Here is an 11420-nt window from a genome sequence, read left to right on the forward strand (position 1 = left end):
AATTCAGCAGTTTCGAGGCGGAGCCTCCGGCCTCAACGAGAGAGGGCTTGCGACACCAGGTCGGAAGCACGACGCGAGTCGGACGGAGAGGAAGCCGACACGGTGGGAAACGAACAACGTGGGTGTCGCTGACTGACTCGCTACCCGAAACGCTTTTTCGGGGGTCTGCCCTCCCAGTAATCAGTGATACCGTCGCACACGTCGCCGGTATCACGGGCCGCAGTAGCCCGGCCCCCGAATGGTGGGGACGCTGACCTCGAAGGTCGTTCGGTACGGGCAAGGAACAACCTTCCTCCCCGGCGACAACTGACGGCGAGTCCCACATCAAAGCCCCTCCCTCAACGAGCGAGGTCGCAAGACCGAGCGAAGTAGGGTGGGGTCGGTTACTTGTTGGCGGCTCTAATTATGAGGCTGGCGAGTAGTATGGTAGCTGCAAGGAGTGGTATAGCTCTGTTTGGGACGGAGTCGGCCTCGTCGTCAGCTGATTCATCGGTGGCTGGTGTCTCGTCATCCTCGGTTGTAGGTTCAATAACTGAATCGTCCATCTCGCTGTCGTTGTCTCCTGTTGACCTGGACTCGTTTCCGTCGTCGGTAGATGTGTTGTTATCCTCGTGGTTGTCAGTCTTATTTTGGTCGTTAGTTTCATTTCCATCACCCGTTTCGTTCAGATCGTTGGATTCCTGCCCATCACCAAGTTCGTCAGAGCCGTCGCTAGAGTTATCTCCGCCATTGCTGCCCTCAGAGCCGTCGTTAGGGTTATCTCCGCCATCGCTGCCCTCAGAGCCGTCGTTAGGGTTATCTCCGCCATCGCTGCCCTCAGAGCCGTCGTTAGGGTTGTCGGTATTAATGTTGAAGTGATGTCCGTCACTGACCCCAAGGGCTTCTGGTTGGCCAAGGACCGTATCCGTTCCTTGTGCAGCAGCATATACCTGATATTCTCCGGTTTCAAGGTCGTCGAATGTTGCCTCGTACTCGTTTCCGTTAATATGGTTGGCTGGTACTCGTGTAATCTCTTCACCATCCCAAACTGCGACCTCAACATGCTCAGGTCCTTGTTCATTCGCACCCGACACGACAGATATCGGGACTGTTGTTTTGGTCTCCGTGGTTTCGATTGCTGTAGAGTCGAGAGAGACATCATACTTTTCGATGACTAATGGCAGAGTGGCGACGATGCCGCCGTCAACCTGAAGGACGATTGCATATGTTCCTGGCTTAACGTTGGAGGTATTAATCGTGGTACTTTCAGTACCGCTACCCCGATATGTGTTGGTAACGGCTTGCTCTTGGTCGTTGAGGATATCAAGGTTAAACCGTTCGTCACCCCCCATTTCGATATCGACGGTGACCGATGTATCCGGTTTGGCTGTGGCTAGAGCAGAGATCGTGTAGTCTGAGCCGTCGACTGAGACGGTCTCTTCGGGTGTGTTGACAGCACCGGGAGACGAGAGTTCGTATCCGTCAGCTGCCAAGCCAATTGATGAGAGGGCGATAACACTGCTGAGTATGAGCGTGAGGGTGATGAGGGCGTAGCCGATAGAGTGTGACAGTTTGCGGGTCATGGGTGAGGTTGTACAGGGCTCAGGCGGTGGCCCAACTTCTCGTATGGAACGGTGGAGACGGCTTTTAGGCGGATAGACCGTTCGTTCTTCAGAATGGTTGTGAAGAGTGACCATTAACACTTTCGACACGGGCAGATGTAGCAGTGACTGATCTGCTGGTGGAGACAGAAGATGGACTGGATACAGGGGGGGAAATTATATAGGGTATGAAGAAAGTTAATTCTGTATGAATCGTCTTACGGTTGTTGTCTGCTTCGCCTTACTCATAGCACCAGTTGCTGGAGTTGCTGGAGCAACGGTGGGGGCTGCGACAACCAGCGCACCGAGCGACGAGATTGGTGATACCGAGTTCGACACGAATGTTAGCGGTGTTTCGGTCTGGGAAAGTTCACCCTTGCCGCTCCGGGCTAACTCGAGCGCCGGCGAAGTTATCGTGGAGAATCAACGAGTAGAAATTGCGCACTGGGACAATGATTATTCCGCTCAACAGGCCCGCTATGACGAGCTCGCAGTCTACAACAAAACCGAACCAATTCCATTGGAATTGACAAATGCGGTTGATGTGGCACCTACCGACCGCTACGACGACAACACCACTAGGCTTGTTGTCGGCAAGCTTACGCCAAACAGTGAGACTGGGGATAGTTCACCGTCAGCGGACCAGATCCCGCGAACAATTAGCGGACTCCAAGACTGGTTCGACGAAGACAGACTTGACGAAGTGAATGAGAACGTCACGTTCAAATCGATAGCAAACGAAACACTTGAAAACGGGGAGATGGATGCTGAGTTCGTCCCTGATTCTAATTCGGAGTTCGGGGATGGTGCTGGTCAGTACGTCACCTTCGCTGTTGTTGAAAAGGGTGATACCAATCGCAGTGTTAAGAACGGTGATTTTGTTCCTGATTCTACTGGAGACTCTGTTATCATAGGGATTGATGCCTTCCTTGTCCATGAACAGCCGTCAGAAGTGACGGCTGAGGACATAGAACCTGGCGATACTGCCTCTTTTGATATCGATACAGGGCTCGAAGGGGATGTCAACCATACTGTTGCACTGTATAATAAAGAACAGTTCACGGACGATAACAGTCTGACAACCATCAACATTACCGATGAACCAGACCAAAACTTCTCAGAGGATTATCTGACGATTGAGTCAGAGATTGAGAGCGTCAATGGCGTGGCAGACTTTGACGGGGATGTCTCCATGCTGGGGTATACATTCAGTGAACGGACCGAAACCGGGACGTTTAGCGTCGCAGACATCATCTCAATGGTGGCAGAGGACGCTGAACGGAACGAGCCCGAGTTTGAAGGTAACAGTACAATTCTAGATGCCTCTGTAACCGGTTTGGCTAATGGGGATTCCAATGAAATACTTAATATCACTACATATGAAAACTGGTCTGAAGGCGAATACCAGTGGGTCCACATTGCCTCAACCAATGATATCAGTGAGTTCGAAACCAACGCTGGAACAATTACGGTTGAAGAGGCCAGCGATGACGACGATGAAGACGATAATAATGGTGGTTGGAGTCCATCCCCAGGCGATGGAGACGATGATGACGACAGCGACGATGAAGATACCGTGGAAGAAGAGGAGACAGCATCGCCGATAGTTGACGAAGAGAAAGGCAAATCGACGGTGTCATTCCAGGAGACATCCACTGAGCAGATTACCTTTGACAGCGCTGATGTCACCGGTGATGTGACCAGCCGTGATCTTTCCAGTGAGCCTGATGAGACTGGGCCTTCCCCCGGTACATCGACATCCGTATTCGAGATCAACGTCCCGGAAAACGCCAAGGATACGAGCGCCACGATCCGTACAACCGTCTCGAAGGACCGTATCAACGAGACCGGTGTCAACGCTGAAGATCTACGGATTAACCGGTTTGACGAAGAGAAGGGCAAGTGGCACGGTCTTAGCACCACTCTTGTCGAGGAACGTGACAATGAAGTCGTCTTGGAAGCGCAGACTCCTGGGTTCTCGTACTTCTCGGTGAGCGCGGTGAGCGAACCGACTGCCACCGCGACCGCCTCACCAACGACTATTAATCCAGGTGAAGAGGTTGAGCTCGACGCCTCGGGATCCGAGAACCGGTATGGCGAGATCGTCAGTTACGAGTGGGAGATCGACGGTCAGACGCTCTCTGGCGAGATCGTGACAACCACCCTTAGTGACGGTGGTGAATATACTGCCCAGTTGACTGTTACAAACGATGCCGATGAAACCGGAACTGACTCCGTGACTATCACGGTCGAGCAGGAGGGAGACAGTGATGGCGGCGATGATGATGGCGGCGATGATGATGGCGGCGATGGTGATGGCAGCGATAGTGATGGAGACGGTGGAGGCCTGTTGCCAGTCCCCGGCTTTGGACTTGGTATCACGGTTACGGCGTTAGCGATAGCACTTCTGGTTCTCCGCCGACGGACACCTTGACATCCTCCACGCTCTAATGGGCGAGGATTCCCGAGCGGTGGGATAATTAACCACGGTCGCGGGTTTTCTCCGGTTTTAAACGGATCTGGTACGAACACCAAATCCTGTCGCGTATATCTCATTCTTCGGCATACTGTCGAGCGTTCTCATCGTCTGCGTTCTCAGCCAACGCCGATATATCGAACTCTTTTCCATCATCGTACTCGGCAGCCGCTCGGCTGGTATGCACAGCCGCTTCCTCCGACGCCATGTGACTATCTGACACCGTCCAATACTTCGCTTTGTGATTGACGATTCCTCGTGCTTTAAGCCGAGTGAACTCCCCCACCCTACTCAGCCGCTGGTGCGGCTTCGTTGAGGGTGGGGCTTCCTGTTTCGATGACGTTGTCAGACTCTGCGAGTCTGACAGCCCGCCAGACGTAGTCTAGCGAACGCGCTTTGCAGACACCGAATGGGTGTCCGTAGGGAGCGCAGTCTCCACAGGCGTGTCTTCGGACCATCCCAGCCCTAGTTCAGAAAAGCCCCGCTGCAAGACGTTCATCGCCGTCGCAAAATCGCATGCGATTTTGCTGCCCGTCAGACGTAATCTGACGACCGCGTTCGCGTCCCGGTCACACTCGAACCCACACGACGGACAAGAGTGTTCTCGAACCCAGATGGGTTTCCCCGTCTCTACATTACACTTTGCGCACTCCTTGGTCGTTCCTGGTGCTTCCACCTGAACGACGTGACAGCCGTACAAGTCTGCCTTGTATTCGAGGAGCGTAATGAACTGTCGCCACGCCGCGTCCTGCTTGTTGCGAGCGTTCTGTGACTGTTCCAGCATTCCCTTCACGTCCAAGTCCTCGACGAACACAGCATCGTACTCGCGGACGAGCCACGTCGTGATTTTGTGCTGGTAGTCCAGCACCTTTTGAGGGATGTGTCGCTTGACCGTCGCTACTTCTCGGCGTTGCTTCTCGTAGTTGTTCGACCCTTGCTCCTTCCGCGACAACTTCCGTTGCTCGTGGCGGAGGCGGTCGTATTCGTCTTCGAGGTCGATCCAGTCCACGGTCTTGCCGTCGCTAGTGTGAATGTAGTTCTGGATGCCGAGGTCAACGCCGACGCTGTTGCTCGCGTCGAGCGAATCAACCGGGGATTTCTCGGGAAGGTCGGCCTCGTCGGTTTCCAGCCCGAAGGAGACGAACCAGTCACCAGTTGTCTCCTTCTTGATGGTGACTTCTTTGATGTCGGCTTCGTCGGGGATTTCGCGGTGGTAGCGGATCGGGATGTCTCCGATTTTAGAGAGCCAGAGCGTCGCGCGTCGGCCACTCGTGTTTTTGAGTTCGAAGCCAGACTGCGAATACGTCATACTCTGGAACTCCTTTGGTGACTTCCACTTGAGCTTCCCGACCGTGCGTCCGTTTTGCTTCTGCTCGGAGAGTCCGTTGAGGTTCTGGTAGAACCGCGTGACGGTTCGTTGCAGTGCTTTGGAGTTAACTTCCGCGAAGATGGGGAATTCGTCTTTCCAGTCGGTGAGTCGGGAGTGGTGTTTGTACGCGGAACCGATGTCGTCGACATCCACGTTCTCGTATTCGTAGAGCGTGTAGTTGTACGCTTGGCGATGAATGTCGATGTGAGAGTCCAGTACAGCCGCTCCCTGTTGTGTCGGGTATGCGGGGTAGCGGTGACTGTACTCCATCGCTATCCCTTGATTAGAGATGTGTTCACTTCATGGCTTGTACTGTCGTGCGGCGATTCATCCCCTCCCTACTCGCTCCTTGAGGAGGAGGGCATTCTCGCCTCAATTCTGGTAAACGACCATGGGTCGGGTAACCCGTGGCTTTTCTTGTTCCCTCGCCCTATGCCGATAGGTCAAGACCCACGGTGCCATCGGGATTGGTGTCTTCGACGGCGGGTTTCTCGGGTTTGTCCGTCTCGATGCAGAACGAGACGTATCACATTTCCGTGGGTTCTTTCTTGAGTGTGACCTCTTTAAACGGTACAAGCAGAATTCCCCGGGTAACTGTACCCGGGGATGAATGCGACAACCGCCGACTTCAACCGACTTTTCAATTTGTTCGTTATTGGGGAGGTTACGGTGGAGTCGAATCGGAATCTCACGGGTTTTACCTTGAGTTTTTGTGGACCAAGAGTCCGGTACGTTCGGGCCACTCTTCTTGTCGAGTTCGAATTCCGATTGCCGTCACGTGAACTACCCCTGCCTACTCGCCGCCTTCGGCGGCTCCTTGAGGCAGGGGCTTCCTGCTTCGACGACGCGACTTGCAGACACACTAAAGAATTTTATAAAATTGTTCAGCTTTCAACATTCGCGCCGCAATTAGTACAGAGATCAGGTTGCCACGGGACCGTTTTCTGGACTTCCCGTTCCTCATCACATTCTGGGCAGTATGCCTGTTTCAGGCTCTTTCTCGACATTTAATCTCTACCTGAATCCTCTTCCCACGATCCGCCACTTAGTGTTGTCCGTGTTTTTCATCCTTTTGCCTCTGGAGAGGCGTTCGAGACAGCTAGTGATGGCTTGTAGAGGTTGGTGGGTGGTGAGAACCGTGGCAACTACCGAGGTCGGTGTCGTCGCGCACAGAGACGTAGGTGAGGGGCTGCACGTCGCCCTTGGCGTTGCAACGCTCCCCTGATACTAGGAAAGGGCTTCCAAGGGAGGCCTACGGCTCATACGCCACCCGGCAATCGCTGCTGCACAGGTTCCAATCCCGATGGCAATTCCTAGTGCTCCACCGTAAATCCATGGCGCAGTTTGGACAAGTCCATCGAAGCCGACAACGGCTGCTGAAAGTCGGTTGAGTCCGACAACACCAAATGGAGTGAGCAGTATACCGATTCCACCACCGAGCACTCCGATTACAAGTCCCTGACCAATCACTGTGTAAATGAGCAGCACCGATGAAACGCCCTGTGCATTCAGGGCTGCAAATGTTTTCCGCTGTTGGTAGATCACAAGTGACAGAAGGGACATCGTAAGTGCAACCCCAGCACCAATTGCGAGGGAGACCAGGGCCCCAGCGGCTGCGAGTACGATCACTTGCTCTCCTAATACGGCCGATAGTTGTTCCTGGTTCGATCGAATCTCGTATTCTGGATATTTCGCTTCCAGGTTCTGCTGTACCGTCTCAACGTCTGCACCATCCTCAACAGTAATGGTGATGAACGTTGCTGGCTCCGTTTGCGTATTTCCGGCAACTTCATGCAGTTCACTGAGCGGCATCGTCACCGTTGGTGTTCCGAGCATTCGCTCGAACGTCGGTGAGATTCCGACGACAGTGAACTCGTTTTGTCTCGCAGCGGCCAATGATCCACCGATATTGATCGTATCACCAACTGTGACGTTAAGAGACTGTGCCGTTTCTTTATCTATCAGAACTTCACGGGTCATCTCACCATCGTACGTTCCATTTGCGTAATGGGGATCTCCTGTAAGTTCCTCTCCATCTGTCACCTGAATACTCGGCCCACCGACCGGCACTCCCGTCGCAACAAACGTGTTGAAGTCATCACTACCGGTTGTGCTCACATACATGGTATCAAACGCTAATGGGATAGCATGCTGAACCCCCTCAGTTGACTCCATCTCGGCAGAGACACCTCGGGAGTTATACAGTGAGTTTTCGAAGCCACCACCGCCCGCAGATGTGATTCGGGTTTCACCTGCCGTAACCCAGAGATCGCGTTCCGCCGCGTTAAATTGCTGCTCACCCGTTTCGAGAACACCAATTCCCGTCCCGGCGAGTAATGTTATCGCGAGAACAGCCAATGCAACGCCGATCACCGCTAATAGAAGTCGGAGTTTGTGCTGTCTGAACTGAGCAACGGTAAGATTCGCAGCTGTCTGTGACCGAGCAAAGTGACTGCTTGCCCAATTACGCATCGAGCGAAGCATTACGGAACACCTCCTGAAACACGGCGAGCAACAATCAACAGGATCGGCAGTGAGAGCAGCCCTACTAACAGTGCAGCGCCGATTCCGTACACAACGAACAGGGGATGAGAAATCGCTATTGGCTCAGTGGTTATCGTCCGGACCGCGATAGCATTTATTACTTGAATGCCCACTAAGCCACCGACAGTCCCGATTACTCCACCAAGTGCCGTCATGACGAGCGTCTGTGTTCCGATAAGTTGTAACTGACTTCTCACCGAAATCCCCATCGCGGATAAGATCGATAACTGTTGTCGATCCGCAACGATTTCGAGCCCCGACGTTGTGACGACAAAGAGCGTCCCAATCGAAAGCGAAACGATGAACGCAGTCAGTGCAAGCGCCAATGACAAATCCGACTCGCGAGTGTTACTCACAGTCATCTCACCACGAGACTGAACGGAGGACTGTGGATAGATCTCCTCGAGATCCTGCTGTACGGCTGGCGAGTTCGTTCCTACAACGAATTGATCCGCCTGATCGTACGTCGCAGCACCAGTCGCGGTTTGTAGCTCGCTCAATTGAACGAGTGCCGTTGGGACGCCACCAACAGACTGTGATTGATTGTCAACGGCTGTGACAGTGAATGAGCTGTTTCCAGCAATTGTTACTGAGTCGCCAGATGAGACCCCAAGAGCCTCGGCTGCGCTCTGTGACAACACGGTGTCACCTGTCCATTCGCCGCTGTACTCCCCAGTATCGTAGTACGGATCATGAGGTGTGAGTGGATCCGAGTCAAGACCACTCACTCGATCGAGTTCTGGCGTATTTATGATTCCGACAACGAGAACATACTCACCGCCCTCGCCAGTTGTGATTCGGAGGACCTGTGACAGAACCGGTGTCGACGATTCGACCTCCGCATGATCACGGATGCGGTCGTTCGTGTCGTGGACCGAACTGAACTGCGGAGCATCGGTCGCGACTAACGGTGACTCTGGACTATCCGTATCCGGGACGATCCAGTAATCAATATCATCGTCGTACACGGACGTCTCAGTGGCGAGACCGACACCGAGTCCAGTGACCATGACTAACAGCGCAATCACGACGGCGACGCCAAGAACACTAAATCGGATCCGTTGTTTCGCCGTATAAGTCGCACGTGACGCCGTTCGACGGATTCCAACCGAAAGAAGTCCAAGCCACCGCGTGAGTAGCTGGCGAATCGTCATTGAGTGGGAGTTTCTTCCGTCGGACGCTCAGTGATGGTACCATCCTGGAGGCGAATCACACGGTCACAGATTTCGAGTGTTTCCTGATCGTGTGATGCAAGGACGACAGCACGGTTCTCCGCAACTTGCTTAAAAGCCTGCAGAATCGCTCGTCCAGTCTCCGTATCTAATTCGCCAGTCGGTTCATCAGCAACGACGAGTGCTGGACCCGTTACCAGTGCGCGAGCAATCGCGACGCGCTGTTGTTCTCCCCCACTGAGTTCTCGAGGTCGATGGGTGATACGGTCCTTGAGTCCAACCTGTTCAAGCAACTCAGTCGCCTGCTTCCGGCGTTGTCGTTTCGACACACCAAGCTCAACGAGCGGAAGGGCGACGTTTGCACGAGCTGAAAGCGAGTCAAGGAGATGAAATTGTTGGAAGACAATGCCGATATGTTCAAGTCGATGACGCGTCCGCTCACGTTTCGACAGCGTCGCAAGATCAGTCTCCTGAAACGAAACCGTTCCATCGGTTGGCTGTTCCAGCCCTGCAAGAAGATGCAGCAACGTTGATTTCCCGCTTCCACTCGGTCCTGCCAGACCAACGATCTCCTCGTTCGAAACGGTAACTGACACTGAATCAACCGCGCTGACAGTCGGAGGCGCTGAGCGGCCAACAGCTCGAGCAAACCGTCCAGGCTTTGAACCTCTTCGATAGATCTTCGTCACGTCATCCGCTGTGACGATGGAGGAGGAAACAGATGGTTGCTTGCACGTCGCGGCGGACCTAGCCATATCCGTGGGACGAGTCTATAGATAATTAACTGTTCTGTTTGACAGATTCACACGTGCTTAAAATTCTTTCTCGAGATGGTACTTGAGTCTACAGGCGGAGCAGGCCGAGTGCCTCGGGGCTTGACCCTGAGGGTGAAGGCCGTGCGCTCCGCTAAACGTGTTCCGTGCGCTCAATATACTGCTCAATCGTGTCTGTCGAAACGTCGCCTGCCGTCCCGACGTAGTACGAGTCCTCCCAGAACCCACCACCCCACAGATACCTCTCCAAAAACGACTCGTGCTGTTCCCACATCTCCCGGGCCGTGATGCTCTTGACTGTCCGTACAATCTCGCTCGGAGCGTGCTTCGGGTGGGCAGAAAGAAACAGATGTACGTGGTCAGATGAGATGTGCAATGATAGTATATCGTAGCCGTATTCGTCGCACACGTCACGGAAACTCGTTTCCAGTGAGTCCTCGATTGGTTCGAGAATCTCGGGACGGTATTTTGGACACCACACGAAGTGGTAGTTGACGTTGTACACTGTGTGATTCGACCGCTTTTCGCCCATATCAAACCCTTTCCACCGACACAGTTAAGTATATCCGAGGGATATACGTTTCTATGGTGAATCGCTTTGAAATCGACGGCGAGGAAGTTCTCGACGGTGAGGTCAAACCGTTCGGGAACAGCGCCCACATCACCGTCCCCAAACGCTGGCGTGGAGCGGACGTGAAAGTCGTCCGAACCTCAGAACCCGACGGAGGAGATGATGAGTAGTAGTACGAAAACCGAGTCTGCTCGAACCGCTTCCATCGTTCAGATACTCTGTGAGGCCGGGGGAAAGGACGTTGTTCTTCGGTTCGATGGGCCGATGAGTGGCCCCACGTCGAAATATGACGGGTCATCTTACCACCACGACACACTCCCCAAGGCAACCCTAAACGCAACTATATGGCGTGCCAGCATCGAAGACGAAGGGGAGACGCTCATGTGTTTTGCAAAAATCTGGCTGGACGAATTAGACCGGCTGGGGATTGACCCCTCCATCGTGTACACAGAGCCTGTTGATGAACAACCAGAATACTGTGTCGTGGACATTAATGCGTCCCGTCAGTGGTGGCTTGATGAGTACGAGGATTTGACGCGAGAGGAAGCAGAACAAGCAATCAACAACGGGCGTGAAGAAGAAGCTCTCCCGCCGTGGGATGGCCTCCCTACCGTTACGGTCAACGTTGAACGCACCCTAGAGTGCCATGAAAAGTCGTCTGATTCTGGGTTCCATATCCAATATGACCCACCGACCCACGAGATTGGGAGGCTTATTGACGTTCGAATCAAATGACTACGAATCTCCTCGTCAAGACGCTGGACTTCCAACTCGACATCCAGAGTGACAACGAGGGCCTGCTGTACGACGCCACGCTCGAAACCCGCCGAGTGTACAGGCGGTGCAAGGCGACTGCCTCGGGGCTTGACCCCGAGGGTGAAGCCGACAACTTTCCAATCTTTTAACTGCGCGCACATCCGTTCAAACGGTGACGG

The 11420-nt window shown here is 53.7% G+C and carries 11 protein-coding genes; 4 read left to right on the forward strand and 7 right to left on the reverse strand.

The window, feature by feature from the left end:
• Positions 1 to 383: 383 nt before the first annotated feature.
• Positions 384 to 1562: a hypothetical protein gene (locus ACEWFR_RS21160; protein WP_374062903.1), complete on the reverse strand. Its 1179-nt coding sequence runs from the start codon at positions 1560 to 1562 to the stop codon at positions 384 to 386.
• A 226-nt stretch (positions 1563 to 1788) separates the two neighbouring features.
• Here ACEWFR_RS21160 and ACEWFR_RS21165 point away from each other — a divergent pair, with 226 nt between their 5' ends.
• On the forward strand, positions 1789 to 4014 hold the full coding sequence (locus tag ACEWFR_RS21165) for a PGF-pre-PGF domain-containing protein (protein ID WP_374062904.1): 2226 nt from the start codon (positions 1789 to 1791) through the stop codon (positions 4012 to 4014).
• A gap of 118 nt (positions 4015 to 4132) precedes the next feature.
• Here the strand turns inward: ACEWFR_RS21165 and ACEWFR_RS21170 are convergent, their stop codons facing one another.
• The 6 genes from ACEWFR_RS21170 to tnpA all read right to left on the reverse strand — a co-directional run bounded on the left by ACEWFR_RS21170 (position 4133) and on the right by tnpA (position 10446).
• A complete protein-coding gene (locus tag ACEWFR_RS21170; protein WP_374062905.1) occupies positions 4133 to 4264 on the reverse strand; it encodes a hypothetical protein in 132 nt (43 codons plus the stop codon).
• A 174-nt stretch (positions 4265 to 4438) separates the two neighbouring features.
• The gene (locus ACEWFR_RS21175) at positions 4439 to 5695 is read right to left on the reverse strand and encodes an RNA-guided endonuclease InsQ/TnpB family protein (RefSeq protein ID WP_374062906.1); all 1257 of its coding nucleotides are present in this window, start codon (positions 5693 to 5695) and stop codon (positions 4439 to 4441) included.
• A 957-nt stretch (positions 5696 to 6652) separates the two neighbouring features.
• Positions 6653 to 7909, reverse strand: a complete 1257-nt coding sequence (locus ACEWFR_RS21180) for an ABC transporter permease (RefSeq protein ID WP_374062907.1) — start codon at positions 7907 to 7909, stop codon at positions 6653 to 6655.
• Positions 7909 to 9123, reverse strand: a complete 1215-nt coding sequence (locus tag ACEWFR_RS21185) for an ABC transporter permease (RefSeq protein ID WP_374062908.1) — start codon at positions 9121 to 9123, stop codon at positions 7909 to 7911. The genes ACEWFR_RS21180 and ACEWFR_RS21185 overlap by 1 nt, the downstream gene beginning before the upstream one ends.
• Complete coding sequence (locus ACEWFR_RS21190; protein WP_374062909.1) at positions 9120 to 9896, reverse strand: ABC transporter ATP-binding protein; 777 nt, start codon at positions 9894 to 9896, stop codon at positions 9120 to 9122. Before ACEWFR_RS21190 ends, ACEWFR_RS21185 begins: the two co-directional genes overlap by 4 nt.
• A 151-nt stretch (positions 9897 to 10047) precedes the next feature.
• Positions 10048 to 10446 (reverse strand): IS200/IS605 family transposase, encoded by a 399-nt coding sequence (gene tnpA / locus ACEWFR_RS21195; RefSeq protein WP_374062910.1) that lies wholly within the window; start codon positions 10444 to 10446, stop codon positions 10048 to 10050.
• A 53-nt stretch (positions 10447 to 10499) separates the two neighbouring features.
• On the opposite strand from tnpA, the gene ACEWFR_RS21200 reads away from it, so the two are divergent.
• From ACEWFR_RS21200 to ACEWFR_RS21210, 3 genes are read left to right on the forward strand one after another with little or no spacing between them, the layout of a single operon-like run.
• A complete protein-coding gene (locus ACEWFR_RS21200; RefSeq protein ID WP_141551690.1) occupies positions 10500 to 10655 on the forward strand; it encodes a DUF2080 family transposase-associated protein in 156 nt (51 codons plus the stop codon).
• Entirely contained in the window at positions 10648 to 11220 is a 573-nt protein-coding gene (locus ACEWFR_RS21205; protein ID WP_374062911.1) for a hypothetical protein, read from the forward strand. The genes ACEWFR_RS21200 and ACEWFR_RS21205 overlap by 8 nt, the downstream gene beginning before the upstream one ends.
• Positions 11217 to 11390 carry a hypothetical protein gene (locus ACEWFR_RS21210; RefSeq protein ID WP_374062914.1) on the forward strand — a complete coding sequence of 58 codons (174 nt, stop codon included), beginning with the start codon at positions 11217 to 11219 and terminating at the stop codon, positions 11388 to 11390. Before ACEWFR_RS21205 ends, ACEWFR_RS21210 begins: the two co-directional genes overlap by 4 nt.
• Positions 11391 to 11420: the final 30 nt, after the last annotated feature.

The organism is Natrinema sp. H-ect4 (assembly GCF_041894845.1).
Taxonomy (GTDB): domain Archaea; phylum Halobacteriota; class Halobacteria; order Halobacteriales; family Natrialbaceae; genus Natrinema.

Coding starts and splice junctions, on each gene's coding strand:
- ACEWFR_RS21160 (WP_374062903.1), bottom strand. CDS start 1,562: ATGACCCGCAAACTGTCACACTCTATCGGCTACGCCCTCATCACCCTC.
- ACEWFR_RS21165 (WP_374062904.1), top strand. CDS start 1,789: ATGAATCGTCTTACGGTTGTTGTCTGCTTCGCCTTACTCATAGCACCA.
- ACEWFR_RS21170 (WP_374062905.1), bottom strand. CDS start 4,264: ATGGCGTCGGAGGAAGCGGCTGTGCATACCAGCCGAGCGGCTGCCGAG.
- ACEWFR_RS21175 (WP_374062906.1), bottom strand. CDS start 5,695: ATGGAGTACAGTCACCGCTACCCCGCATACCCGACACAACAGGGAGCG.
- ACEWFR_RS21180 (WP_374062907.1), bottom strand. CDS start 7,909: ATGCTTCGCTCGATGCGTAATTGGGCAAGCAGTCACTTTGCTCGGTCA.
- ACEWFR_RS21185 (WP_374062908.1), bottom strand. CDS start 9,123: ATGACGATTCGCCAGCTACTCACGCGGTGGCTTGGACTTCTTTCGGTT.
- ACEWFR_RS21190 (WP_374062909.1), bottom strand. CDS start 9,896: ATGGCTAGGTCCGCCGCGACGTGCAAGCAACCATCTGTTTCCTCCTCC.
- tnpA (WP_374062910.1), bottom strand. CDS start 10,446: ATGGGCGAAAAGCGGTCGAATCACACAGTGTACAACGTCAACTACCAC.
- ACEWFR_RS21200 (WP_141551690.1), top strand. CDS start 10,500: ATGGTGAATCGCTTTGAAATCGACGGCGAGGAAGTTCTCGACGGTGAG.
- ACEWFR_RS21205 (WP_374062911.1), top strand. CDS start 10,648: ATGAGTAGTAGTACGAAAACCGAGTCTGCTCGAACCGCTTCCATCGTT.
- ACEWFR_RS21210 (WP_374062914.1), top strand. CDS start 11,217: ATGACTACGAATCTCCTCGTCAAGACGCTGGACTTCCAACTCGACATC.